At 50.6% G+C, this 24,800-nt stretch carries 26 protein-coding genes; 4 read left to right on the top strand and 22 right to left on the bottom strand.

The features are described from left to right. Positions 1-248: 248 nt before the first annotated feature. A complete protein-coding gene (locus M3650_RS11860; RefSeq protein ID WP_251574934.1) occupies positions 249-1,886 on the bottom strand; it encodes a formate--tetrahydrofolate ligase in 1,638 nt (545 codons plus the stop codon). A 174-nt stretch (positions 1,887-2,060) separates the two neighbouring features. Further along, positions 2,061-2,387 carry a hypothetical protein gene (locus tag M3650_RS11865; protein WP_251574939.1) on the bottom strand — a complete coding sequence of 109 codons (327 nt, stop codon included), beginning with the start codon at positions 2,385-2,387 and terminating at the stop codon, positions 2,061-2,063. A gap of 204 nt (positions 2,388-2,591) precedes the next feature. Here M3650_RS11865 and M3650_RS11870 point away from each other — a divergent pair, with 204 nt between their 5' ends. Together M3650_RS11870 and M3650_RS11875 are read left to right on the top strand one after the other, a co-directional pair. Continuing rightward, positions 2,592-3,206: a TetR/AcrR family transcriptional regulator gene (locus tag M3650_RS11870; protein WP_285848420.1), complete on the top strand. Its 615-nt coding sequence runs from the start codon at positions 2,592-2,594 to the stop codon at positions 3,204-3,206. A 151-nt stretch (positions 3,207-3,357) separates the two neighbouring features. After that, entirely contained in the window at positions 3,358-4,269 is a 912-nt protein-coding gene (locus tag M3650_RS11875; RefSeq protein WP_251574942.1) for a DUF3895 domain-containing protein, read from the top strand. A gap of 98 nt (positions 4,270-4,367) precedes the next feature. On the opposite strand, the gene M3650_RS11880 is transcribed toward M3650_RS11875, so the two are convergent. The 12 genes from M3650_RS11880 to M3650_RS11935 form a co-directional block, all read right to left on the bottom strand. Then, positions 4,368-4,814 carry a MarR family winged helix-turn-helix transcriptional regulator gene (locus tag M3650_RS11880; protein WP_019420833.1) on the bottom strand — a complete coding sequence of 149 codons (447 nt, stop codon included), beginning with the start codon at positions 4,812-4,814 and terminating at the stop codon, positions 4,368-4,370. 70 nt (positions 4,815-4,884) lie between these two features. After that, positions 4,885-7,506 (bottom strand): winged helix-turn-helix domain-containing protein, encoded by a 2,622-nt coding sequence (locus M3650_RS11885; RefSeq protein ID WP_251574944.1) that lies wholly within the window; start codon positions 7,504-7,506, stop codon positions 4,885-4,887. Between the two features lie 146 nt (positions 7,507-7,652). Continuing rightward, a complete protein-coding gene (locus M3650_RS11890) occupies positions 7,653-8,627 on the bottom strand; it encodes an ABC transporter permease (protein ID WP_251574947.1) in 975 nt (324 codons plus the stop codon). After that, positions 8,624-9,388: an ABC transporter permease gene (locus tag M3650_RS11895; protein ID WP_251574950.1), complete on the bottom strand. Its 765-nt coding sequence runs from the start codon at positions 9,386-9,388 to the stop codon at positions 8,624-8,626. Before M3650_RS11895 ends, M3650_RS11890 begins: the two co-directional genes overlap by 4 nt. Positions 9,389-9,399: 11 nt before the next feature. Next, on the bottom strand, positions 9,400-10,338 hold the full coding sequence (locus M3650_RS11900) for an ABC transporter ATP-binding protein (RefSeq protein ID WP_251574951.1): 939 nt from the start codon (positions 10,336-10,338) through the stop codon (positions 9,400-9,402). 174 nt (positions 10,339-10,512) lie between these two features. Continuing rightward, positions 10,513-11,160, bottom strand: coding sequence for a sterol desaturase family protein (locus M3650_RS11905; RefSeq protein ID WP_251574955.1), 648 nt, complete (start codon positions 11,158-11,160; stop codon positions 10,513-10,515). A 614-nt stretch (positions 11,161-11,774) separates the two neighbouring features. Beyond that, positions 11,775-11,948 carry a hypothetical protein gene (locus M3650_RS11910; RefSeq protein ID WP_019420827.1) on the bottom strand — a complete coding sequence of 58 codons (174 nt, stop codon included), beginning with the start codon at positions 11,946-11,948 and terminating at the stop codon, positions 11,775-11,777. 221 nt (positions 11,949-12,169) lie between these two features. Further along, a complete protein-coding gene (locus M3650_RS11915; protein ID WP_251574956.1) occupies positions 12,170-12,670 on the bottom strand; it encodes a mismatch-specific DNA-glycosylase in 501 nt (166 codons plus the stop codon). 138 nt (positions 12,671-12,808) lie between these two features. Continuing rightward, positions 12,809-13,096 (bottom strand): hypothetical protein, encoded by a 288-nt coding sequence (locus tag M3650_RS11920; RefSeq protein ID WP_251575193.1) that lies wholly within the window; start codon positions 13,094-13,096, stop codon positions 12,809-12,811. Positions 13,097-13,245: 149 nt separating this feature from the next. Continuing rightward, positions 13,246-13,656: a carboxymuconolactone decarboxylase family protein gene (locus tag M3650_RS11925; protein ID WP_251574957.1), complete on the bottom strand. Its 411-nt coding sequence runs from the start codon at positions 13,654-13,656 to the stop codon at positions 13,246-13,248. Position 13,657: 1 nt separating this feature from the next. After that, positions 13,658-15,388 (bottom strand): thiamine pyrophosphate-binding protein, encoded by a 1,731-nt coding sequence (locus M3650_RS11930; protein WP_251574958.1) that lies wholly within the window; start codon positions 15,386-15,388, stop codon positions 13,658-13,660. 66 nt (positions 15,389-15,454) lie between these two features. Continuing rightward, positions 15,455-17,725: an EAL domain-containing protein gene (locus M3650_RS11935; RefSeq protein ID WP_251574961.1), complete on the bottom strand. Its 2,271-nt coding sequence runs from the start codon at positions 17,723-17,725 to the stop codon at positions 15,455-15,457. A gap of 392 nt (positions 17,726-18,117) precedes the next feature. On the opposite strand from M3650_RS11935, the gene M3650_RS11940 reads away from it, so the two are divergent. Next, positions 18,118-18,840, top strand: a complete 723-nt coding sequence (locus tag M3650_RS11940; RefSeq protein ID WP_251574963.1) for a M50 family metallopeptidase — start codon at positions 18,118-18,120, stop codon at positions 18,838-18,840. A gap of 144 nt (positions 18,841-18,984) precedes the next feature. On the opposite strand, the gene M3650_RS11945 is transcribed toward M3650_RS11940, so the two are convergent. The 6 genes from M3650_RS11945 to M3650_RS11970 form a co-directional block, all read right to left on the bottom strand. Continuing rightward, a complete protein-coding gene (locus M3650_RS11945; protein WP_251574965.1) occupies positions 18,985-20,634 on the bottom strand; it encodes an MDR family MFS transporter in 1,650 nt (549 codons plus the stop codon). Positions 20,635-20,645: 11 nt separating this feature from the next. Next, entirely contained in the window at positions 20,646-21,086 is a 441-nt protein-coding gene (locus tag M3650_RS11950; protein WP_019420819.1) for a MarR family winged helix-turn-helix transcriptional regulator, read from the bottom strand. 122 nt (positions 21,087-21,208) lie between these two features. After that, positions 21,209-21,460: a hypothetical protein gene (locus M3650_RS11955; protein WP_251574966.1), complete on the bottom strand. Its 252-nt coding sequence runs from the start codon at positions 21,458-21,460 to the stop codon at positions 21,209-21,211. A gap of 38 nt (positions 21,461-21,498) precedes the next feature. Beyond that, a complete protein-coding gene (locus M3650_RS11960) occupies positions 21,499-21,663 on the bottom strand; it encodes a helix-turn-helix domain-containing protein (RefSeq protein ID WP_251574975.1) in 165 nt (54 codons plus the stop codon). Positions 21,664-21,778: 115 nt separating this feature from the next. Then, positions 21,779-22,009, bottom strand: coding sequence for a cold-shock protein (locus M3650_RS11965; RefSeq protein ID WP_019420816.1), 231 nt, complete (start codon positions 22,007-22,009; stop codon positions 21,779-21,781). 82 nt (positions 22,010-22,091) lie between these two features. Beyond that, entirely contained in the window at positions 22,092-22,292 is a 201-nt protein-coding gene (locus tag M3650_RS11970; protein ID WP_019420815.1) for a cold-shock protein, read from the bottom strand. Positions 22,293-22,757: 465 nt separating this feature from the next. Here M3650_RS11970 and M3650_RS11975 point away from each other — a divergent pair, with 465 nt between their 5' ends. Further along, positions 22,758-22,952: a cold-shock protein gene (locus tag M3650_RS11975; protein ID WP_019420814.1), complete on the top strand. Its 195-nt coding sequence runs from the start codon at positions 22,758-22,760 to the stop codon at positions 22,950-22,952. Between the two features lie 85 nt (positions 22,953-23,037). Here M3650_RS11975 and M3650_RS11980 read toward each other — a convergent pair whose 3' ends face one another. Both M3650_RS11980 and M3650_RS11985 read right to left on the bottom strand, forming a co-directional pair. Then, positions 23,038-23,814 carry an endonuclease/exonuclease/phosphatase family protein gene (locus tag M3650_RS11980; protein WP_251574977.1) on the bottom strand — a complete coding sequence of 259 codons (777 nt, stop codon included), beginning with the start codon at positions 23,812-23,814 and terminating at the stop codon, positions 23,038-23,040. A 53-nt stretch (positions 23,815-23,867) separates the two neighbouring features. After that, the gene (locus M3650_RS11985; protein WP_251574979.1) at positions 23,868-24,560 is read right to left on the bottom strand and encodes an HAD family hydrolase; all 693 of its coding nucleotides are present in this window, start codon (positions 24,558-24,560) and stop codon (positions 23,868-23,870) included. Positions 24,561-24,800: the final 240 nt, after the last annotated feature.

A 24,800-nucleotide genomic window follows, 5' to 3' on the forward strand; every position in this document is an offset into this window, starting at 1 on the left:
TCCTCTTTCTTATCGTTCACCAGCTTAAGCATCTCGCGCACGGTTGGTTAGGTCGTCCGTCTCTGTTTCCGGCCAGTCCATCTGAGGCGGCACCAGCGCATTGACCACCTGACTCGCAGCCGTCCAATTCCTTTGAGCACACCGCCATCAACTGTTCCGCCCAGGTTAATGTTAGGGGTCATCGACACCATTGCGCCCGAATCATTCCATACTTCGGACGTTTAGGAACGCTTTGAACGCTTCGAGCACTACAGAAGCCCGACGATACGATCCTGCCCGTCAAGCTTAATCCGCTCCGCCGCAGGGGCCTTCGGCATGCCCGGCATGGTCATCACTTGACCCGTATGCACGACAGCGAAGCCCGCCCCCCTCGACCAACGAATATCCTGAACTTCGATCGCAAATCCTTCTGGCGCACCGAGCAAGCTCGGCCGATCCGTGAACGAATACGGCGTCTTCGCCATGCAGACAGGCACATTCCCTGCTCCGCGGCGCGCGAGCTCCTGAAGGGCCCGCTTCGCTGCCGGGCGGTATTTCACCTCAGCCCCGCGGTAGATGCGTGTTACGATTGTGGCAATTTTGTCTTCGATCGTCATGTTGTCCGGATAGAGAAGACGGAAGTTCTCCTTCGCCTCCGATTGATCCGCCAGCTCTGCCACCCGCTCCGCAAGCGCCCGGCAGCCTTCGCCGCCCTTATCCCACGCTTCCGAAATGACGGCTTCCGTACCCGCATCCCGGCATAAGGACATCACCGCCTCCAGCTCCGCTTCCGTGTCCGTAGCGAACCGGTTCACAGCCACCAGCACCGGCGCGCCGAACTGGCGCATATTCTCAATATGCCGCTTCACGTTGCAGAATCCGGCACGCACCGCCTCGACCTGCTCATGCGCAAGCTCCTGCTTCGGAACGCCGCCGTTGAACTTCATCGCCCGGACCGTCGCAACAATTACAATCACCGACGGGAAAAGGCCCGTCTGGCGGCATTTGATGTCCATGAATTTCTCAGCGCCAAGATCGGCTCCGAATCCCGCTTCGGTCACCACGTAATCCGCCAGCTTCAGCGCGTATCTCGTCGCGCGCACGCTGCTGCAGCCATGTGCAATATTGGCAAATGGACCGCCATGCACAAGCACCGGATCGCCCTCAATAGTCTGCACGAGATTCGGATGAATGGCGTCCTTCAAGAGCGCGCACATGGCATCGACCGCCTGCAAATCGGAGGCGGATACCGGCTCGCCGCTATCGTTATACGCAATCACTATTTTACCCAGCCGTTCTCGCAGATCGTTCATATCTTCCGCAAGGCACAGAATCGCCATCACTTCCGAAGCGGTTGAAATCATAAATCCATCCTCGCGCACCACTCCGTTGCCCTCGCCGATGCCGATGACAATGTTGCGCAAAGCGCGGTCATTCATATCCACAGCACGCTTCCACATAATGCGCGACGGGTTGATACACAGAGCATTGCCTTGATGAAGATGATTATCCAGCAATGCCGCAAGCAAATTATGCGCCGAGGTAATCGCATGAATATCGCCGGTAAAGTGAAGATTGATATCCTCTGCCGGAACAATCTGCGCACTGCCGCTTCCGGTCGCGCCACCCTTCATGCCCATGCAAGGCCCAAGAGACGGCTCCCGCAGAGCGGCTGCCGCTCGCCGCCCGATACGATTCAGGCCTTGCGTCAGCCCGATCGTGGTCAATGTTTTCCCTTCCCCGGCCGGCGTCGGATTCATGGCCGTTACCAGAATTAGCTTGCCATCCGGACGGAGGGCGATATCGTCCCACACTTCACGTCCTAGCTTGGCCTTGTACTTGCCGTAAAGCTCAAGCTGTTCCTGCGCAATTCCTAGCTGTGCTGCCACGTCAACGATTGGTTTCATGATGCCTCCCGTAGGTTTCATTGGTAATATAGGTGACTCTATCTGCCTATTATTATACATGGTTGCGGTCACGAAGCTATACGTTCCCACACACGAAAAAAAGCCATGCCCAGGCTGTGGACCTTCGACATAACGACAAAGTGCCAGCTAACGGTACATGGCTTTCGGTTATAGTTATTCGTTGTCTCCGATGCGAATTGCAACGCCCCCGCCAATATGGATCGAGCCCTCGAAGGATTCAATGTGCAGGCTCCCATCCTCATTCGTATAAATACTTCCTTCCGGCGATTCAATCCGGAAGCCTCCATCTGAATCCGACTCAATGATGCCGTGCTCAGATTCAACACGGAAGTTATCCTGCGAGTCTGCCACAGGAGGCACGAATTCATTCGTTTCCGTTTGCGCAAACCATATCTCTTGCACTTGCTTGATCCCCATAATTAAACCTGCTGCAATAAGCAGGAGTGCACAGGTAACGGTCAGATAGCCAAACCGCTTCATGAACAAGCTCCCCTTCTGCATTTTAAATCATATGCACATATAAACGTAATTTCTTCTAACTCGACACATTCCAGTATAAGACAATCAATAAAACCGGCACTTCGGACTTAAGTCTAGTCTTATCTACATCTGTAGAGTGAAATGTGTGCTAGGAGGAGGACCAGTCATATTGACACGATGCATGAAAAATCTTACATTACGATTATGAAAAGAAATAGTAGATATAGAGTTCGAAAAACGTCCAATCGAGAAGTCGTTTTGCAGATCGCCTCACAGCTTTTTTTGACAGCTGGTTATCAACAGACGAGCATTGAAGATATCGTAACCGCAAGCCGAGTATCGAAGGCTAACATTTATTATCATTTTAAAAATAAGGAGGATATCCTGTTATCTGTTCTAGACCAGCTCATAAGCCACTATCATGAAGGCATCACCTCCATCATGTCCCAACATCATGTTCCGGTTATTGCTCGAATCGAATTCATTCTCCGCATGTTATCATACGAATCATTGCAACGAAATTGCCAAGCGGGTTGCCCTTTTCTCACCTTGCATGCCCAGACCTCAAGAGAATGCGAACCTGTGCGGGATAAAATCCGACATTTCGTCCACCAGCAAACACTCACCATAGAACAGCTTCTTATAGAAGGCAAGAGCAAGAACGAGCTTCACACTGCTCTTCCTGTCAAGCAGACCGCAGCGCTTATTATATCGCTGTGGGAAGGCGGACTGTTTCTGGCTCACGCCAGCGGAGACAGAGACTTCCTGCAGCATGCATTTGTCTCCTTGGAATGGATGCTCCGCGACCACCAACAATAGCTTCTCCCTCAAGATGGAATGGCAGCTTAACACGAAGCGTGGTAACCTTTTCTTAAGGACTTGTCTGATAGGAAAGCGTTATAAGTGGCACTGCTGCTGCAAAGAAAAGCGCACGGAATGGATCAAGCTGCGCATTAAGGGGGGATAAAGCTTGATTTTAACTATCGAGGAACGGGATTCCATTCTATCCGAACTGAATGAACAACAGCGTGATTTTCTGTCAAAACAATTGGTTCGCTCTCGGCGAACGGTGTTTGCCAATGCGATGGCCAAGGAAAAGGGCTTCCATATTCCAGAGAACGCTGATCCTGAAGACATTGAAGCTTTACTAGACGAATGGGTGTACACGGGGTATATTGACGCAGGATCAGTCTCTCCCGAGCTTCGTTGTGAATGTGGCCGCTCCCTTCGTTACCAGCACCAGGTCGAGCACAAAAAGACCGGTGAAGTCAAGAAATTCGGCATTGAACATTTAAAAGAACACCTTGGCATCGATGCTTCGATGGTATCCGCTATCAAGAAAGGGTTCGATGCGATTGACTATGAATTGGACGAAATGCTCATCAAAAGGAAGAGCGACTGGCAGCCCAATCCGGAGATGCTGGACATAGAGGGCTTGCCAGAAGATGTGATGTCCCATTTGAAGCTAGGTCTGCCTTTATTAGACCGGCAGGTGAAACGCCTGCGACTACAGCCTCCAGCCCGTAAAGTATGGATCGATAATTACACCCCTCCTGTGCAGGAACCATCCTCCAATGAGGATATGTTGTTGGACCTGTTCACATGGCAGCAAGAACCGATGGCACCGAAGCCGTCAGCTGCATCATCTGGATTGCCGGCGTCGCTTCATGCTCCGATCCATGCATATATCGCGGGCGGTGTGCGGAGTGCAAGAGTGATATGCGAGTTGCTCATACGGGAACAGCACGCTGATGAAGAACGGTTTTTGACGGGAAAGCCTAAAATATTCATCGAGGTGTGCAGGTTCATCGAACAGAGCTATCCGAATGCATCCGTTCAAGCATTGGACAAAGAGGATAGAAGCTACTCCATTCCTGAATAATCCTTGATGGCAAGCGAAGACACGGCAGTTCGGCAGGGATCTTGACAGGCTGCTCCCACTAAGGGAACAGCCTGTACGGATTGCCGTTTATTCGCGTCTTACCCATTTGATATTCCTGCTGTGCTCAGATTGTGATGCATGTGCTGAAGGAAGCGCCTCAGCAGCACTTTTTCTTCCTCACGGAAGCCTGCAAAGCACTGCTCCTCAATCTGATGCACCACCTGCTCGACATGGCCGATAACGGCTGTTCCCTGTGGCAGCAAATACACGCGTGATACGCGCATGTCTACGCTATCCGCTCGCCGTTCAATGAGTCCGGACTTCTCCATCCGGTTCAGCATGACCGTAATGGTCGCCGGCTTCACCTTCATCTTATCGACAAGTTCCTTCTGACTGCGGCCATCCTGCTCGTGCAGCAGGAGAAGCAGCGGCATTTGCCCCGGATGGATCCCGGCATCTTGGACCATCCTCATCATTTGGTAGTTATATGCCCGCACAACCTGAGACAGGAGCACCTCGATAGAATCCAAATAAGTATCTTCCAAATGAGTCACCCCTTGTTTCGTCGGCGTTATCCTTGAATGAGGAGCATTCTAGCATAGTTGACGATCGAGTTCAATTCATGAGGTCCATGTGGCCCTCATCAATGAGTAAGCCGAGCTGGCGCGCCTTTTCTACTGCTTCGATCCGTTTGGATACATCCAGCTTGCCGTAAATGTTCAGCACATGCGTCTTTACAGTCGCTAACGAAATACATAACACTTCACCGATCTGCTTGTTCGACGCACCGCCCGCCATCACCTGCAGCACTTCCAGCTCTCGATCGCTCAGCAGCTTGCGCTCTTCACGCGGTGGCTGCATATAAGAGATCAGCTCCAGCAGAAATGCTCTCTCCGCCGCATTCAAGTCGTTGCCTAACGTATCCAGCAGCTTGCGAACATGGGGGAATGCAGCTGTCAGCACAAACGGGTAAAAATAGTGATTGGCGTAGCTGTAATGCACAGCTTCCCTCATCAGGTACAGCCTTTCCCGCTCGCGTGCCTGTTGACTGTTCCGCTCCGCCGGAGCTTCGTCCAGCAGCTCGAGCTTTAACAGTAAGGCCTCAGTCAACAGCACCTTCACCTTATGCTTGCGCGTTCGTTCTAACACATCGTCTGTCAATTGCAATGCTTGTTCCCATCGCTCTTGGTCAGCAAGCAGCCGGGCATAGACGAGCTTATCTTCATAACGCATATAGCTGCCTTCACTCGCGCGTTCATTCATATAGGAAAGAAAACGATCCACCAGTTGGGCATCGACAGCTCCGACTAGGCGCTGGAACTTCAAAAGCGAAGCGATCGTGGATGGCTGCTGATAATAATCGTAAGCGCACAGCTCCGCCAACCGTTCGGATGCCTCCCGCTTCTCGCCCCGCAGCAAATGAAGCTCAATCACGTTGATTAAGTAGCCCCGTTCCATAGACACATACGAACGCTCTGACTGCTTCCGCGCTTCGTTCAGCATCTGTTCCGCTTCGTTCAGGCGCATCGTCTTCAGGTAGATGCCCGCGACCCCGATATAACTGTTCATGCTAATCACCGATAAATAAGGGGCGCTCTGCAATAAGGCAAATAGAGACGAATATACTTGCTCGCACTCCCTTAATTCGCCGAGCAATTCCTTCAACTGTCCCTTGAGGATAAGAGCAAAATAACGAATATATGGATTACTCGTCTGCACCTCCGACCGCAGCACACGTTCAAGACCATTCAGCGCTTCCGCATATTGGTCCCTCATCATAAACATAATGGCGCCTGTAATATCGATGATTGTACGCGTACCTTCGCTTATCTCCGCCAGATCGAAGCTCTCCATAAGCGATGCGGAGGTCAGCCCTTCCTCCACCGCTTCATCCTCCAAGAAGAAGCGGTAAATGAACGTAAGGCGATCCAGCATGTCGCTGCGCCCGTTCTCCCGCATCTGATGCATCATCTGCGCGCATAACTCGAACTCCATATTGCAGAAATGCAAAAACAGCCGTTGAAACAATAAATCAAAGCTATCGGTCAACGCCGGAACCGGAATTTGACGCAAATAAGCCCAGCCGCGGACATTCGCTCCCCACTGCTTCAATAGCCGCATCGCCCCTTCATAGTCGGCGATACACAACCGATGCTTGATGCTCTCCTCCACGTCATCCCATTGCTCGAATATGTCGGCTGCCCGCATATGCAGCTCCCGCTGCCTCGGTTCTTCCCATTCGGAGAACTTCGTCTGCAAATAGGTGCCGAACAAGTGGTGGTAGCGGTATATTCCCTCCTGCTCATCAATCGTGATAATGAATAAGTGATGATCAAGCAGCTTGCTGAGAAGAGTACGCGCCTCAGACTTATGCAGCACAAGCCTGCATATAGACTCATTGAAGTAACCAAGGATGGAGGTAGCGATCAGGAACTCCCTCTCTTCCTCCGATAATGAATTCAATATTTCATTGGACCAGTACTCGAGCATGTACGGATTCAGCTCTGGCAACTCGGCGGAGGGCACATTTCGCTTCCGATGCAGAGCCAGCGTCATGAGCTGCATGCCGCCAACCCAGCCTTCCGCGCGCTCGATCAGCCGGCGCTCGATATCGGGAGCGAGCCGCACGCCAAGCGTATGCTTAAGGAAGTCCGCCGACTCTTCCGGCGTAAACCGCAGCTCTTCTTCGCGAATATCCATATACTTCCCTGACATCATCCACTCTCCGAAGTAGAGCGGGGGCGTCGTCCGGGTAAGCAAGATTAATCGAACCGAATCAGGCGTATGCTTCATGAAGAATGACAGCGTATCCGTAATATCCGGTTCGTGAATGACATGAAAATCGTCCAAAATCAAGGTTAAATCCGTTACTGCTTGAAGCCTATTTACAATGATAACCAACATATTGTGAAGATCATGCTGCTGCGGCATCGCTTCCAGTCGTTCCGACAGCATTTCCCACTCCTCGCCCAAGTCTGCCCGCATCGCTTCCAGCATGTAATACCAGAATGTATACACATCGTTGTGTTCCGGCTCCAGCGAGATCCAGCGCACATGTTGCTGCGGATGCTCCGCCAGGAACGATGTTACGAGCGTCGTCTTGCCGCTTCCGGCGGCACCCTGAATGACGACGGCTTTGCATTCGGCCATCTGCTGCAGCTTATACGTCAACCTGCTTCGCATCACGTAATTGGCGCGGGGCGCGGGCGGCTTCAATCGGGTCGCTATCAGCTTCACACGTTCCACTCCTAACTCTGGCTTGGCAATCTGGGATCACTCTGGCTCCCATTCAGCGCTACTGTCTTCTATCATACGGTGCTTGGCATGAACAGAGAAGCTTTTTTATCCATTAACCTCTTGTTCAAATCCTTTTTGAGCACGCGTTAATAGTGCCCTGCCCGATATCGGCGCGCACAGACGGCCCAGCCCGCGATCATGAACGCAGCAACCCATGCGAGCACGTATAACAGCGGACCGATCCATTGGCTGATCGCAAGTCCTTGTTCCAGCTTCCCCACCACGCTCATCCACTGTGTCTGCGGAAGCCACTGTGTGATGTACTTCCACCATGTCTGCTCATTCGTCACCGCATATACCGTGCCGGACAGCAGGCAGGTGAGCACAGTGAGCGCTCCGCCGGTCATGACCGCATTGTCGCTGCTTCGGCACGCTGCCATCACGAACAAAGCGAAGCCCACAGCAAGCAGGACAGGGACGATAAGCAGCACGGCTATGGCGGGCAGGGAATAACCTAGCTCCAAGCCAAATCCGAGCCGTGCGGCACATATAATGACAACCGTCGGCACATAGAGCATGAGGAAGGCAACGAGACATTGCGCGCCAAGGTAAGCCTTCAAGCCAGCCGGAGACAAAGCCGTCCGTCGCAGCGTCCCGCTCTCGCGATCCTCGCCGAATAGCGTAAGAAACATGACGCCTTGCAGCAGCAGGATCATGAGCAGAAAGCCCATCATCGTCGTCCCAATGCCGCGTTGCGGCTCATCCGGTATCGTACCACCAGCCAAGACCTCCCGGATCTCGGCTTCCAGCTTCTCCCCCTTGATCGTCAACACCTCGAATGCGCCATCAACTTGCACCGTGATAATGCCGTCATATTTCTGACGGACGAGCGAGGATACAGGCGGCGCGTCGTTCACACTCTCCACTTGAAACCGCTCCAGGCCCGACAGACGGTCAAGCGCCCCGACGACAGCCAGCTTCACCTTCATCCCGCCGTAGTTGGCCAGCAGAACGGCCCCTGCGATCGCTAATACAATCATGACGTACGTGACAAGCAAATAGGCTTTGCGGCTAGCCATTCTCTGCATATTCAACCGCATTAAGCATCCGAATGCATTCATACCATCTCCTCCGTTCGAAACGTCCATTTGCAGCCCAGCAGGAGCAGTGCAGTTCCGATCAACAACCCGCTGACCAGCGGTATGAAGCTCCACAGGCTTCCGTCATACACGATGCGGAACAGCCCATCCACCACCCATTTGACCGGCGAGAAGTACGATAACGTTTCCGCCGTCCTGCCCAAGCTGTCCCAGGAGAAGAAGAGTCCTCCCATCAAGGCAAGCACATTATTAACGACGTTTAATATTTTGTTCGCTAATTCTTCACTCTTCCACAAGCAGCAGAACCAGACGCCAAATGCAGCCGAAAATAAGTGAAAAAGCGCCAGCGCGACGAATACGTAAACCGCATCTTTTCCTCCGAAATAAACACCAAATAAGACAACGAGCAGCACCGCAAGCATCCCCATGCATAGGGTGGTAAATACAAAGGTCGCTAATATTTTGGATAAATACACCCACGATGTTCGAATCGGGGAATACAGCACTCGCATATTACTTGCTCTCAGCTTCCGTTCCATAAAGCTGTTGGATGCAGTCATAGATACATTCAGCGCATGAAAGACTAGCAACGTAATACCGTAATAATCGTACGAAGTGACCGTATCGCCATATTGTCCGCGCGTCAGATAACCGAGGATGAGAATGAGCAGCAGCGGGAACAACGTATTGGTGAGCAGCATCACAGGGCTGGTGAGCAAATTCATAAAGTCCCGCTTCCACAACACGCCGAACCCGCGGGTCGATTGAACAAATTGAGCCATCGTTCTCCCTCCTAATCCCGCAGCTTGCGACCGGTGAGCTGTAGAAATACGGCCTCCAGGCTTGCCGCCAAGCTTGTGAAGTGCTTTACTTTAATGCCATGGTTGACGAAAAAGGCCATTAATTTGTCCGTGTTCTCGATCCCTTTAACCGTAGCGATACGCAGCAGATTGTCATGCTTCTCCACTTGCTTCACGCCATCGACGCGAAACAGCCGTTCTTCGGACAGCTCGCTTGCGTCTTCCAGCTCGACCTCAATCCACTTTTCGTCCCCCAGCAGTTCCTTCAGTTCTTCCTTCGTACCGGTGGCGATGACCTCTCCTTGATCGATTATAAGAATACGAGTCGAGATTTCCTCTACTTCCTCCATGTAGTGGGTCGTATAGAGAATGGTGCTGCCCTGATCCCTCAGCTCCCGAATCGACTCCAGAATATGATTGCGCGAATGTGGATCGATGCCTACGGTCGGTTCATCCATAATCAATATTTCCGGACGGTGGGCAATGGCGCATGCCATATTGAGCCGCCGCTTCATTCCTCCCGAAAAGGTGCGCGGCTTATCGCCACGCCGGTCATACAGTCCAACGAACTGGAGGGCTTCCGCAACCCGCTCCCGCAGCATGTCGCCCCTCAGCCCATACAACGAAGCGAAGAACGTGACATTGCCCTCTGCCGTGACGTCCTCATAGATCGCTAAATCCTGCGGCACGATACCTAGCTTGCGTTTATAATGGGACAGTTGCTCCTCTACTCTCGTTCCACGGAACGAAATACGGCCTTCATTGTAGCTCAGCACCGTGGACAAAATGTGAATAGCCGTGCTCTTGCCCGCTCCGTTCGGTCCAAGGAAACATAAGATTTCGCCTTCATGCACTTGAAAAGAAAGGTCCTTCAACGCATGATGCTCGCCATATAACTTGGATACATGATTCATTTCCAACATCGGTGTCATGGATAATCCCCTCCTGAACTCATCGTACCGGAAAGGGAAACAACACAAATCAACCGAACGGTTGATTTGTGAGGTGGATATGAAAAATAGATAGGAATAAATGCCCATTATGGCCGCTGTGGACGCTGTTCAATATGAATCTACCTGGCCTACTCTTGCAAATAGGTGCTTACTTTATTTGGGATCAATTTGGCCGCTTCTTCCGCCGATTTCCCCGCCCTTCTCCAAATCTCGCACCGTCTCACTGCGCACCACCGTTTTCTCGTCCTTGTACGTACCCAACACTTTGTCCATGACCGGATTAGTGACGCCGAACCAGAAATGCTCGCTTTTGAAGTGATGCCACAAATGCATCTTCTTCATATAACGCCCCCATGGGGTAAGCGGCTGAATGGGACGATGAGCGCGAAAATGAACCCATTCATAATAGAGCAGATAGGCAATGACCCCAGTGACGGCCGCAAGCGTTAGGCTCCAGTCACCCGTAACAGCAATGGCGATGGCGCCAGCGACGGCGATGAGGGGAAAGCTGTACCAAACCGGCAAAAAAAGCAGCTTCAAATTATTCGGATGGACGTGGTGATCGTAATGAAGACGTCTTAGCATGTTCCGGAGAAATGTGTTGCGCGGCGGCTTCAAATGAAAAAGGTAGCGGTGAATAGCGTATTCGCTGAGCGCGTAAGCAATCATGCCGGCAACGATAGCAAGCCATGTCGCCCCCCGCGCCAGGTGCGGTATCGTAAAGCCAAGACAGACGAGCCCTGCCGCGAGTGTCAGCATGATGTCGAAAAACGTAAAAAACTCTTTGACGTACACCCTCATCTGATTCATCCTCCTCCGATTTCGGACTGTACGTTTCTCCCCTTTAGCAGCACATGAGCCGTCGGATGAAAATCCAAGGCTCGTTGGTCGATTCTACTTCCAATTTACTTCCTTTATCCCGAAATTAGTACTTCGCATCAGTCACATCATCGGCTTGTTGTCCTTTTCTTCGATTTGCCCCAGAAATAATGGTAATCCGACAGAGGACCTGACAATGGTAGTACAGACGACTTCACCCTTTGGCTCACTTTCCCTTTCAGACAGAACATCAAACCTGAGACGATGTCATCCACTCAACTCTTATGCACGTTCTCCCCTCCAGTCAGGACATGTACCCAGGGGAAGAGCTTCTAACTCAGTTCGCCCGTTGTGTCAGAAAGCAGAATCCCAAATTAAGCCCAAGAAGAATTAGCTGTAATTATTCTTCATTGAGAAGCTGCACGGAATATTGGATGGCACACATGTGGTGAAGTGTTTCTGAACCGTGGGGAGAGTGGAACTAAGGTCGTATTAGTCAATGGCTTTGTAATTTCAAGGTATAAATTGGAGGTTTCGGTGCAACAAATCCATAAATAAAAAGCGTCTGCTGCGGGCAGGCGCTTTCGATATCCGTCCTATTTATGGCTTGCATTCATCTCATGCATGTTCTGATGCAGCTCTTTGATCATGTGCTGCAGGAAATGCTGCTCCTGCGCGCTTAGGCCGTATTGATTGTCTTGGGCAAGATATTGCTGGATGTTTCGTCTCAGCATCTCGTTCCGACGGTCTAACACATTTTCGTTACTCAAGTGAAAGTCACTCCTCGCTCGTTAGTCATCTATCCGAAACAATTACACTCTTGTATAAGTATAAAGAAACCGGGATCGTATGGAAAACGGAGCGAGAAACACTGTGACCTTCTCAGCTTTGCACATTCACCGTGACAACGCTTGCAAGTAGGGGTGCTTGCAATAATGCTCGCCAATGCTCCTCCTCAGGGCTAGGAACGAAAGGCAGTCAAGCGCCCATTTCACTGTGTGGAACAGATCTGCTTAAAAATATCGACGATTTCGTCGATCTTCATACGGACTAATCCGCTTGAGGAGGGAGCAACGAATTCACGCACGCCGGGTACGACCGGTTCGCGCTGGTATCCCCAGCTTACGTCCCTCCTGCAGCTATATGCTTCATATACCCCTTTCCCGACGAAGCAGACCGTCTTCGGCTTGTACCTCTCAATCTTGTGCCGCAGCTCGTCCCGGCCCTGCGCATATTCCTCTGCCGTAATCTCTGCCGCCGTACGGGTCGGCCGCGCTACTATATTTGTGAAGCCATAGCCCAGCTCCAGTAAATCCCCGTCCTCTTCTGCCCGATACAGCCGCGGCGTCAGTTCGGCCCGATAGATGATATGCCAGAAGCGATTGCGGGGATTGGCATAATGATGCCCCGTCTCGCCCGACTTCAAGCTCGGATTATAGCCGACAAACAAAATGGACAACTCATGCGCCAAATGATCCGGTATTGAATTCATGTGCTTCGACCTCCTGAAATGGCCTATTGACTCGGCAGCCTGCTCTTACGGTATCTATGTCTACCCGAATGTCGTGCATGAGTTACTGCTGACGACTAATGACCAGCCCAATTCGATTCATCCCGTTGATGAACAAATTCATATAAGACACGGAATCGGATTTAGAATACCCCGATTCCCGTATCGAGTCAATTCATCTTGATTCGTATATATCATGCTGGCGGTCCCGTATAGCTGAACGTTTGGCTCATGATATGCGCGTTCTTCTGTCTTGTCCCCGAACTGTATGCAGGCAACCATGTTTTTGTAAAAAAAAGGCTGTAACCAGAGTAGTGAACCTATCTCTGATGCAGCCCCTGTCCCCGTTCCAGCCCCGATAGTCGACGCAAATCTTCTGGCTGCCATAAAGGGCTTAATAATTGCCATATTATATGCCCTCCTGTAGTCATTCTAGGAATTAGCGAATTTTAAAACGACTCGCTATTACATATAATGAGGCAATTAGAAAGATTGACAGTAATTCATTCCCTGATGGAGCGCACATTTTCATAAGTCCGAAGGTTCCAACGTTCATCTTACACGCGGCCGGCCGTCAGTTCTATCCCGCGATTGTGGAATTCTCCAATCATGACGTTGAACGCGCTGAGCGCCTTTGGAAATCCCGCATAGGCCGTGCACTGTATGACAACCTCGATCAGTTCTTCCGGAGTCAAGCCGATATTCAATGCTGCATTCACGTGCATCGGCAGCTGTTCGGCCGCCCCCTGCGTGATAAGGGACGATAGCGTGATCAGTTCCCTCTGCTTCAAGTCCAGTCCCGGACGGGAATAAATATCTCCGAACCCATTAGCTACAATAAACTCGGCCATATCGGGATAACATTGGCGTACCTCTTCCAACGCAGCCGTTCCTTGTGGTCCGACCATGTTTTGAAACAGCTCCAAGCCCCGTTCATACCGATTCTGATTCAAGCGGTTTTGAGTCAAGTCATTCCCCTCCTTGTGCATCTTCACCCTGCTCATCATCCAAACTTAGCAGTCTGGTCAATATCGGCGGAATCTCCAACGGATCGACCATCACTTCAATGACCGCCGGCTTCTTCGTCCCCAGCGCCTCCTGCACGGATGAGATAATATCCGCTTCCGACCGGCAGCAATGCGCGTCCGCTCCCATCGACTGCGCGTACTGCACGACATCCAGCGGATGAGCGTAAATGGCGCCGACAGAGCGTCCCGTTAGGTACGACATCCCTTTGTCGACCATGTCCAAGCGGCCGTTGTTCAGCACGACGATAATAACCGGAACCTGGTGATTCACCGCGGTGGAAATCTCATTGCCGTGCATCATGGCGCATCCGTCGCCCGTCAAGCAGACGATAGGCTTGTCCGGGGCACCGATGCTTGCGCCGATGGAATAACCGATGGCATGTCCCATCGCTCCGAATACGTCGTCGAAATAAAAAGTGCCTGCTTCTCTTATATCATAATGGCGGATAGCATAGAACGAATGGCTTCCGTCATCGCCGAACAGGACGGCATCATCAGGCAGCGCCTTCCGCAAGGCCTGTACGGCGGTCACGGCAGACATGCAGCTGCCCGTATCGGCAGGCACAGCAGTCTGGCTGGTTCCAGCTTCGACGGGTGCCGTGGAAGCCGCAATGTACGCCGCCTCATTCGTGAACGGAATCCCTATCTCATCCGGTGCCTGCACCCTCGAAGCGCCTGCCTTCTGAATGAGCATCTGCAAATTCAGCTTGGCATCGCCAGGAATAGCTAGCGTAGGCGCAGCAATCGACTTGCCCACGAAGGTCAAGTCATAATCGAAATGCACGATCTGCTTAGGAGCCATATCCTCGGTAAATCCAGACAGCGTCATATCGCTCAGCTTGGTGCCGATGGCCAGCATGAGATCGACGCCTGACTTCAAGTAACTGCGGGCTTGTTCCGTTCCGCCCAATCCGAAGTTGCCGAGACAAAGCGGATGCCGGGTAGGGAACGCGCCTTTCCCGCCCGGCGTGCAAATGACCGGGATTCGCCAACGCTCCGCGATGGCCCTTACTTCATCGCACGCCTCTGCGGCTAACACGCCTTTGCCGATGAACAGAACCGGTCTCTGCGCTTGCTCCAGCAGCGGAATGACCGCTTCAACGTCCGGCGATACGACACGGCGATGGCTCTCTGGCAAAGGCAGGTCGAAAGGTTCTATATCGGCCATCAATATATCGAATGGAATACACAGGTGAACAGGCCCCCTTACGCCCGTCAACGCCTGTTCCACCGCATGCTGCAAATATCGGGCTACCAAGTCCTCCCGCTCAATGCGGGCGCTGAATACCGTGACAGGCTCGAACATTTTCACCAAATCGGTTGTAAACGGGCTCGAATCCTGACCTAGCGCTTTCCCGCTATCACGGATGGAAGGCTGTCCTGTAATGAACAGAACAGGCATGTTGTAAGCTTTGGCTTGTCCGGCAGCGGTGAGCATATTCGTTCCGCCCGGTCCTGACGTGCCGATGGCTACACCGAGCGTCTGATGCGTCATGGCATAGCCTCCAGCCATAAATCCTGCGCCTGCCTCATGCCGCGTTAGAACGAACTCGATGCCGCGCGCCTCGCATTCCAGCATCAACGGTGAAATCGATTTTCCAGGAATGCCGAATACGTGGGTAACCCCCCATTTCCGAAAATGTTCTACAAGTAGCGAATAGACCTTCATCATTACTGTTAACTCCTTTTCCATATAAGTACGTGATCAAAAGAGAACTTTTTGAACAACCTCTATAAATTATCGCATCGGCTTGGACCATGACCCGCGCAGCTTCTCCACAATGACATGGGCCGGCAGCGGAGCGCTGAACAGATGGCCTTGCGCCTCATCACACTTTTGTTCGGACAAGAAGGACAGTTGCTCCACCGTCTCCACTCCTTCCGCCACAACCTCAAGCCCAAGCTGATGCGCCATCGCAATGATCGTGCCGACTATTTGCCGGTTGTGCTCGTCACTCGTCACGTCTTTCACGAACGAGCGATCGATTTTGAGACGATGTACGGAAAACTTCTTCAAATAATTAAGCGAGCTGTAGCTTGTCCCGAAGTCGTCGATGCTAATTTGCACGCCCAAATTACGCAGCTGATGAATGAGCGGAGTCGCTTGTTCCACATCCATCGTCATGCTCTCCGTAATTTCAAGCTCCAGATGCCGTGGATTGATTCCGGTTCGCTTCAACACGCGCTCGACGGCATCGACGCAGTTGCTGTTCAGAAATTGGTAAGGCGACAAATTGACAGAAATCTTCATCGGACGCAAACCGGATTGCTCCCAATTCAAAATTTGATGGCACACCTCATGAAGCACCCATTCCCCAATCGGGACGATAATTCCCGTTTCCTCTGCCAACGGTATGAAATCAGCCGGTAGAATGAGCCCATTTTTCGGATGCTTCCAGCGCAATAACGCCTCCATGCCGACGATCTCGCCCGTTTGAATGTTGACTTGAGGCTGATAGTACAGGACGAGCTCTTGATGCTCCACTGCTTTGCGCAGATCGGTTTCCATCGTCAGCTTCTCGTGGGATTGACGCACCATCGACGGAGTGTAGATCATGTACCGATTTTTGCCGATCGCTTTCGCCTGATACATGGCCATGTCCGCGTGCGTGAGCAGCGTCTCTGCATCCAGACCATCATGAGGATAAATCGAGATGCCAATACTTGTCGACAGTCTGAATTGGTAATGGTCAATGACAAAATCCTGTTCAAACAGCTGGAGCACCTGCTGTGCGGCTTGCACCGCGTCGTTCGAATCTCTCACATCGGACAGCAAGATGGAGAATTCATCCCCGCCCATACGAGTCACCGTGTCGTCCGGCAGGCATTTGCGCAGACGCTCGGCCACTTTTTGCAGAAGATAGTCCCCTTTACTGTGACCCAACGTATCGTTAACCAGCTTGAAACGGTCTAAATCGAGATAAAGAACGGCAAGTATGTGCTTGTTCTTCTTGGCCTCCGTCAAGAGTTCATTTAAATGATCGTTATAATGTCTGCGGTTGGGGAGCCCTGTCAGCTCATCATGATAAGCGAGATAGTTGTATCGTTCCTCTGCTTCGTATCGTTCTGTAATATCCCGGAACTGCCCGAACGCCCCAATCGGGTTATCGTACTCGTCCAGAATCGGCAGCGCATCAAATAAGCAGACACACTTGGTCTGACCGGACGGATGATCGATAACAATCTCGATATCTTCATGCTTGTCTCCATGACGAATCACTTTATCGATATATGGCCCCATAGGGAATAGATTAATTACGGGCTTCCCGATTAAATCTTCCTTTGTGAGACCTGTCAGATTCTCAGCATACGTATTGAATTCCGTAATGTGTCCTTCTCTGTCGGTAATAATAATGCCATTGCGGGTCGTATCCATCATAATATGGTTTAAAATGTCTAATTTCCTGTTCTGCCTGCGGAGAAGGAGTTCACGCTCGATAGAATCGACAACCGTAATGAGCATCGTCAAGAAATAGGGATGAGCTTGTTCGAGCGATGTCATAATGGAAATCGAACCCAGCAGATTATTGATATCGGTATAATGAAAAGGTACAGAGTAGCATACCCTGGAGTGAAAAAACTGATGGTAATGCTGGTTGCCGATTAATTGCACCGGACTTCGGTGATTTAGAGCGAGGTTAATCCCGTTCGTACCGCACTCCTCTTCTGCAAACTGTACACCTTCCTTAATGCCCAATTGCGTAATCGTTTGCTTCATCGTCTCATCCCCGGCCAATTCCAGCATGTAGCCTTTTTCATCGGAAATGACGATAATGATGGGTGTCCCTTGCAGCTGATTCAACAATTTGTCCATAAAAAAACGGATGACCGACAAAATTTCCTCATAAGCTAAGCGTTTGCAAATGAGTTCCGATTGCGTCATTACGGTGCGAAACATTGGGATCTTCATTGAGTTCAAGCCTGATTCCCTAGCCCTTCGCCTGGATGTGTCGATCCATTCGATCATTTGATCTTGCGCTTGCCGCTGAATCACGTGATTCAGTTCCATGGTTTCCCTCCCGATTCACTTCATTGACCCATATCATTCTCATGATAAATATAGTGCACCAGCGTCAGCATGCCATCCGCCGGTTCCCTTCAAATTTCGATCTTGTATACGTGAAAATTGTGGAAATAAAGTAGAGGGATGTTCTAAGGTGTGATAAAAAGGTGAAGGTTGCTTGGAAGAAGTTTCATATGGAACAAGTATACTACGTTTGCCGATCTTGTAAAACGATTATGCCAATAGTACCGTCTATTCGACAAAAACAGAACGAGGACGACATGTTAATCGTCCCTCTAATAATAGTTGCCTCTATAGAATCGTCGGTGCATTTTACATGCCGGCGCCTTTGTAATATGCTCGGTAAGAAGATTGGATGCGGAGGTTGGTCATAATTCATGAATAAATGGTGGAAGACAATCGCTTTTATCGTAGGAGCAGCCATCTTGACGCGCTGGATTCCGTTCTCGTCCTTTTTCCGCAACGTCGATACATTAGTGCATGAATTCGGTCATGCGATCGTTACGCTGCTCTTATCCGGGAAGGTGCAGTATATTCATCTGTTCGCAGACCACAGCGGGGTCACCTACTCATCCGTGGCCCATTCGTGGCGGTTCATTCCTATCTCCCTTGCGGGATATACGATTTCCGCCTTGTTCACCGTGCTGCTGTTCTATTTGTATTCGCGCGGGAAGCAGCAAGCCGGGTTAATTACTTTATCCGTATTGGCCTTGGTGAACGTTCTCTTCTTCGTGCGCAATTCATTCGGGGTCATGTGGTGCATCGGATTTACCGTGCTGAGCGCAGCAATATATTTCGTTCCTTGGCGTTGGCTGCGAGATTTTTATTATTTGCTGGTCGCCTTTATTTGCTTGGTGGAATCCGTGCTGGGACCGCTGTTCCTTATCGTCGCCTCCATCCAGCAGCCGACGCAAGCGGGCGACGCTTCCAATCTAAACGCAGCTACGTTCATTCCCGCCGTGTTCTGGTCCCTTCTGTTCACCGCCGTGGCGATAGCGTGTGCCCGAGTGGCGATGGGATTGTTCTTCAACGCGAACCGCCGGCCCCCGGCCGGAACGAGACCAGCATTCGGGTGGTCCAAGCATGCAAGACGGACGTAACGCTCAACTTATATGTCTGATCCAAAACGAAAAATGGTGGGGCAGAGATAGTCTCTGCCCCACCATTTTTCCATCCCTCAAGTATTTTTATCCACTTTCGGAACAGCTCCGTCATGCTCAACTGTTACAGCAATATTCAATTGGCTATTCCGCCGTTTGCTCCAACAACACTTGCTTCGCCGGCACAGCGCCGGATTGGCCCGCAGACGTTCCATCCTCTTGACCGGAAGACGTGCGGCTGGTCATGCGCAGCGGAATTTCCTTCAGGAAGAAGGCCAACATCAAGGCAACGACGAGCAAGGCCGCACCGGACAAGAACACCGTCGATAATGAACTGCTTAACGCATCGCGCAGCATATCTATCATCTGCGTGAAGATTGTCTTCAGCGCTTCTGGCAAGCTCTGCTGGATCTGCTCCAATTTCGGTTGGTCCAGCAGCATTTGCGGATTATGAAACGCTTGGAACTGTTCGGCAACCTTCGGATCCAACTGTGACAGATCTACCGCTTTACCCGAAGCAGCCGCCTCCGCAAGATTGCTAGTTATCTTCGAAGACATAATGGTACCCATCACGGCGATCCCGATCGTCCCCCCCATGTTGCGGAACAGCTGCGAGGAAGCGGTGACGACGCCCAATTGCTGAGGCGCAACTGCGTTCTGTGCAGCAAGCGTGAATACAGGCATTCCGAGGCCGAGGCCGAAGCCAAATACGATCATGCTGATTACAGCCATCCATACACTGTCCATGAAGCTCATAATAATCATACCGAGAATCATGACCGGCATGCCCAAGAGGGCAAATCGTTTATATTTCCCTGTCTTCGTAATCAATTGACCGCTAATGGCGCTGGAGATGACCATGCAGATGGACATCGGCATCGTCACATAACCGGAATAGGTCGGAGAGATGCCCATTACGCCCTGCACGAAAAACGGAATATAGATAAGCGCCCCCATCATACCCGCATTCATCAAAAATCCGATGACATTGGAAATGGTCACGACACTATTTTTAAATAAGGACAACGGAAGCACCGGGCTCTTCACTCTCGTCTGCACAAACAGGAAGATAAGCAGCGAGACCAATGTTCCGGCAAACAACAGGATGATCTGCGGTGAACCCCAGGCATATTGCGTGCCCGCCCACGAGAAGGCGAGAAGCAGCGGTACGATTGTCAGCGTCAGGAATAAGGAACCTGCGTAATCGATCGATTCCGATTGCTTGCGCTCCACCTTCGGAAATAGGATGAGAATCATGAAAAATGCAACGATGCCTAACGGGAGGAAAATCCAGAACACCCATTTCCAATCCATATGGTCGACAATATAACCGCCCAGCGCTGGCCCAATCACACTGGAAAACCCGAACACGGCGGTCATGACTCCCGTCCATTTGCCCCGTTCGCGCGGCGCGAACAAATCACCGACAGCGGTAAAGGCCGTAGCCATAATAATCCCGGCACCTATCCCTTGAATCCCGCGGTAAATAATAAGCTGAATAATATCCGCTGAGGTTCCGGACAAGAATGCGCCAATCATAAAAAATATAATACCTGAAAGAATAAACGGCTTGCGCCCGTAAATATCGGACAGCTTCCCCACTAATATCGTCGCAATGGTAGAGGTAAGCATATAAATGGTGATGACCCATGTATAGTAACCCATGCCTCCAAGCTTGGCGATAATTCGGGGCAGTGCCGTACCGACAATCGTCTGATTAATCGCAGAAAAGAACATCGCTGCGATAATGGCCATCATAATGGTCATTTTTCGTTTGTGTGACAAATGTTCCACGGTTTTTTCTTCTACTCCTTTGACTGTCCCTCTGTATTTTCTAAAATTTGCGTAAATATTCGTTTCAAATGCCCGACATCTTCATTTGGCAAGCTTTCAAAAAACATGGAGATCGTTTCTTTTTGACGCTCAAGCATCATCTGCACGATATCTCTACCTTTATCCGTAATATAAATGTAGACGACCCTGCGGTCATCCTCCGCTCTTTTTCGTTCTGCCAGTCCCTCTTTAATCAATTTATCAGTGCCTCCGGTAATCGCACCGGAAGTAATGCACAGTGCTTCCGCCAATTCAGAGACCTTCTTCTTCCCCCCTTCATTGAGCTTGTAAAGGATGCGAAATTGCGAAAATGAAAGGTTCGCAATCATCCGCTTGTTCCATTCCTGCGTCATCCGTTTCAACAGCAATCTAAAAAGGGTGGACAGTTCAAGCAGTTGTGATCTTGCCTGCATCGAAATCGATTCCTCTCGATAATTACTTTAGAATTAAAATAATTAGCAGTAAACTATTTAGTAGTATATATCTTGAATAAGATATTCGTCAAACAAAGAAATCCGGCCTTGAAAGGCCGAATTTATGTCAAAATGAACGTATGATGTTCATTTTCTTCAGATTCCGCATATCGTCCGTTCCATGCAGGTATTTTTTTGTCCCCATTTCGTACTTGCGAACCCGATTGCCAGTAATGCGGAATCGGTCCGATTGCCCATAATGACAGCAAAGCTCGACAGACAAAATCGCTTCCGTACAGTTCCTTGCGGTCTGGGCTCCGGCAGCGTGCGCGCGATGACCACCGCAAGCGCAGTCCGATGACGTAAAAAGACAAAAAGAAGCCCTCTTCTTATGAAGAAAGCTTCTTTAGCGTTAATGCTGCCGAATGACCTCGCTCAGACTGACCCCGAACTTTTCTCTACAGGCGGCCGCAAAGTATTCGGGGTTCGAGCAGCCTGCCGAGCAGGCCACCTCAGAACTATTCATTTGTCCCTGCTGCAACAGACAGAGCGCCTGTTCCAGCCGCTTCTCACGCAAAAAGGACACCTCGTGAGGTGTCCTTCTACATGGCGGAGGCTGTTCACAACCACAATGATACGTCGTCCGTCAATCCGTCTCGTTACGCAGTAGAGGTAAGCTGTTGTAGCAACAACTACTCGATCTGCACACCCTTCTTGATCGATTTCAGATCACCATTCGGGTTAACAAGTAACGGTAGCATCTTCATATCACGGACCATCGGAGAGTTGCATAACCGACAAGTCGGCTCATTCTCGAATGCAAAATTGTCGCGCATCCAACCCTTGCAGCCTTCTTTCGTGCAAGACCAGATGGCCGTATTTTCCTCCGGAATTTCCTCTAATGGTTTCTTGCGATAATTCATCGTTACCCTCCCTTTCTTTTGATCTTGCAACCAAAAGAAAAACTGCTCTTCACACATGTCAAGAGCAGTCGTCTGGCTTTTCTTACAGCTTCGTTACGTCCTCAGCTTGTGGTCCACGGTTGCCTTGTACCACGTTGAATTGAACGCGTTGTCCTTCGTCCAAGGATTTGAAGCCGTCGCCTTGAATCGCGCTGAAGTGTACGAATACATCGCTGCCGCCTTCAACTTCGATAAAGCCAAAACCTTTTTCTGCGTTAAACCATTTTACTGTACCTGTTTGCATTGTTCTTAACCTCCAAAAGGAAATATAACATGTTTATTTTTTCAACTTTAAAAAAATTCACACATTGAAAAAAGTTCCATCGTAAAAATGATACCCTTTTCAATGTGTGAAGCGTGGTTCAAATTTATCAATTGACATTATAATATCATATAAAATTGAGATATGCAAGTCGTTGAACACCTACCTTTACAATTTTTTTTGGAAAACTATTCATGTAGCAGCTTTTCCGCATGTACAGGCAGGTTAAACAAATAATTATCATATATTCAGTACTTAATTCACATACTATATAAAGAGCGGTTCCTTTACCTTATGTAATCCGCTTTTGTGTGGCAAGACTGTAGCCAATTTAAAAAGGGCTGTCCTCCGGGCAGTTCTTTTTCATTGCCCGTAGCCCCTATAAGTGCCTGTTCAAAACAGATACTCTTTGAACAATCTTTATAACAACATAAGGAGGGTTTCGCGATGTATTATTCTAAGAAAAATATCGAGCCGGTTCCGGATGAGCAAACTTCCATCTGGAGTTGCAGCAGTGAGGACTGTTCTTGCTGGATGAGAGAAAATCTCACGTTTGAAAAAACTCCGAGCTGTCCCCTCTGTCAGTCATCAATGGTCATCAATACGAAGATGCTTCCTCCTCTTATGTATCACACGAGGTAATCCGGATAACGGCGACCGCTTCTCGGTATTCACCGGGAAACGCCGCCGCTCCACATCCACCACCCAGGTAAGCGGGGCTAGTCCGTCAGTTCATCGAGACGCGCGCCGCTACCGGGTAATGGTCAGAAGGATATCTTCCGTTAATCTGCTCCCTGATTACTTTCGTCGCCATAACGCGAACGTCGCTGGACACAAAAATATAATCAATGGCCTCTCCGTCTTCCCCGCCCTTGAAGTCATGGAATGTGGCTCCGACCTTGCCAGCGGCTGCCGTATAAGCGTCTGTCAAAGATAGCAAGCTGCCATCCGGATTCGAGTGGAGGACGTCCAACACGGGACTGTCAGGCGTTGAATTGAAGTCTCCCATCAGCACCATAGGCAGCGGACGCTTCCGGAAGCGTTCCTCCATTTGCTGTCGAACGAGACGAATTCCGTTCACTCGGGCTTCCTCGCTCTCGTGATCCAAATGCGTATTGAACACGATAAATTCGTTGGCAGCCCCCTTGATGAACTGGAACCGGGCCCATGTGCAAATGCGCGGCAGACTGCTGTTCCAGCTTATGCTGCCAGGCTGAGACGGCTGCTCCGACAACCAGAACTGCCCGGATTCAACCGGTGCAATCTGTTCTTTATCATACCAAATGGCATTATGCTCATCTTGCTGTCCGCCGTACCGCCCCTCGCCGATGAAGCCATATTGCGGCAAGCTTTGCTCCATATCGAGCAGCATCGGGTGCAGCCCTTCCTGAGTGCCGATGACTAACGGTTCGTGACTCCGGATGACCTCAGCCACTTTTTCAACCCGATAGGGCCATGCATTTTCCCCATCCTGAATCTCGTTGTACCGCAAATTAAAACTCATGAACGTAACGTCCATAACTCCCACCTCTAATTTATTGTGACTGTTTACTATGTCTATATATCGCCTTCTTGCGTCACCGGATTACCCTTCTCCAAAGTATGGATAATGTCCTCCAGTCCCATATCAAGGAGCGATGATAACCGAATGTCGACATGATCGAACGAGCAGTTCGCCGTAACATGATTCGGCACCGCGACACAAAATAGTCCCGCTGCCTTCGCCGCTTGTGTTCCTACCACCGAATCTTCGAACGCAATCGTCTCGTCCGCTCTTACGCCAAGTCCGTCCACCGCCTTCAAATAGATTTCGGGATGGGGCTTTACCTTGGTCGCATTGTCGCGCGTCTGCAGAAAATCGAAATACTCGAGCAAGCCGTAGCGCTTGACATGATTCACGGCCCAAGCCGCCGAAGCGCTGGAAGCAAGCGCGACTTTGAGGCCCAGCCTACCGGCCGTATCCAACACTTCCCTCACGCCTGGAAGCACGTCCCATTCCGCAATCATCTCATTATAAATGTGCCGATGGTGGCGGTGCAGCTCTTCGCGATCCACTGATTTGCCCAGAAGCCCTTCCAAATATTCGCACGCCAATGGCCAGGTGCGGATTCCTCCGGCCCACTCCCTCCAGACGGCAAGCGGCATATCGTGCCCGTACTCCTGACAAATCTCACGAAAGGATAAATAACTCGCCGTTTCCGTATCCAAAATAAGCCCGTCAAAATCCAATGCAATCGCTTTAATCGCCATGCGTAATCCCCCTCCATCATCATCAGATTACGGGGCTTGCAGCTCTCGCCTCCCACGTTCCCCGACATTATATTCTCATTGTACGCTAATTCGCGCAACCGCTTCCAGCCCTGTATGCAGAAACTTCATAACGAATTTTATATTTCTTTTATAATGCATGGCAGCAACCCTGTCCGGGCCAATTTAAGGTATCGTTGTAAATTTGGAATTGACACCCTTTGTACGGAATGATAAATTTAA

The sequence above is a fragment of the Paenibacillus sp. MER TA 81-3 genome (genome assembly GCF_023713585.1).
Taxonomy (GTDB): domain Bacteria; phylum Bacillota; class Bacilli; order Paenibacillales; family Paenibacillaceae; genus Paenibacillus_B; species Paenibacillus_B profundus.

Bases quoted from the DNA above. Each gene is read 5' to 3' on its own strand.
- M3650_RS11860 (WP_251574934.1), bottom strand. From the start codon at position 1,886: ATGAAACCAATCGTTGACGTGGCAGCACAGCTAGGAATTGCGCAGGAA.
- M3650_RS11865 (WP_251574939.1), bottom strand. From the start codon at position 2,387: ATGAAGCGGTTTGGCTATCTGACCGTTACCTGTGCACTCCTGCTTATT.
- M3650_RS11870 (WP_285848420.1), top strand. From the start codon at position 2,592: ATGAAAAGAAATAGTAGATATAGAGTTCGAAAAACGTCCAATCGAGAA.
- M3650_RS11890 (WP_251574947.1), bottom strand. From the start codon at position 8,627: ATGAATGCATTCGGATGCTTAATGCGGTTGAATATGCAGAGAATGGCT.
- M3650_RS11895 (WP_251574950.1), bottom strand. From the start codon at position 9,388: ATGGCTCAATTTGTTCAATCGACCCGCGGGTTCGGCGTGTTGTGGAAG.
- M3650_RS11900 (WP_251574951.1), bottom strand. From the start codon at position 10,338: ATGACACCGATGTTGGAAATGAATCATGTATCCAAGTTATATGGCGAG.
- M3650_RS11905 (WP_251574955.1), bottom strand. From the start codon at position 11,160: ATGAGGGTGTACGTCAAAGAGTTTTTTACGTTTTTCGACATCATGCTG.
- M3650_RS11915 (WP_251574956.1), bottom strand. From the start codon at position 12,670: ATGAATTCAATACCGGATCATTTGGCGCATGAGTTGTCCATTTTGTTT.
- M3650_RS11920 (WP_251575193.1), bottom strand. From the start codon at position 13,096: ATGGCAATTATTAAGCCCTTTATGGCAGCCAGAAGATTTGCGTCGACT.
- M3650_RS11930 (WP_251574958.1), bottom strand. From the start codon at position 15,388: ATGATGAAGGTCTATTCGCTACTTGTAGAACATTTTCGGAAATGGGGG.
- M3650_RS11935 (WP_251574961.1), bottom strand. From the start codon at position 17,725: ATGGAACTGAATCACGTGATTCAGCGGCAAGCGCAAGATCAAATGATC.
- M3650_RS11940 (WP_251574963.1), top strand. From the start codon at position 18,118: ATGAATAAATGGTGGAAGACAATCGCTTTTATCGTAGGAGCAGCCATC.
- M3650_RS11950 (WP_019420819.1), bottom strand. From the start codon at position 21,086: ATGCAGGCAAGATCACAACTGCTTGAACTGTCCACCCTTTTTAGATTG.
- M3650_RS11965 (WP_019420816.1), bottom strand. From the start codon at position 22,009: ATGAATTATCGCAAGAAACCATTAGAGGAAATTCCGGAGGAAAATACG.
- M3650_RS11970 (WP_019420815.1), bottom strand. From the start codon at position 22,292: ATGCAAACAGGTACAGTAAAATGGTTTAACGCAGAAAAAGGTTTTGGC.
- M3650_RS11975 (WP_019420814.1), top strand. From the start codon at position 22,758: ATGTATTATTCTAAGAAAAATATCGAGCCGGTTCCGGATGAGCAAACT.
- M3650_RS11980 (WP_251574977.1), bottom strand. From the start codon at position 23,814: ATGAGTTTTAATTTGCGGTACAACGAGATTCAGGATGGGGAAAATGCA.
- M3650_RS11985 (WP_251574979.1), bottom strand. From the start codon at position 24,560: ATGGCGATTAAAGCGATTGCATTGGATTTTGACGGGCTTATTTTGGAT.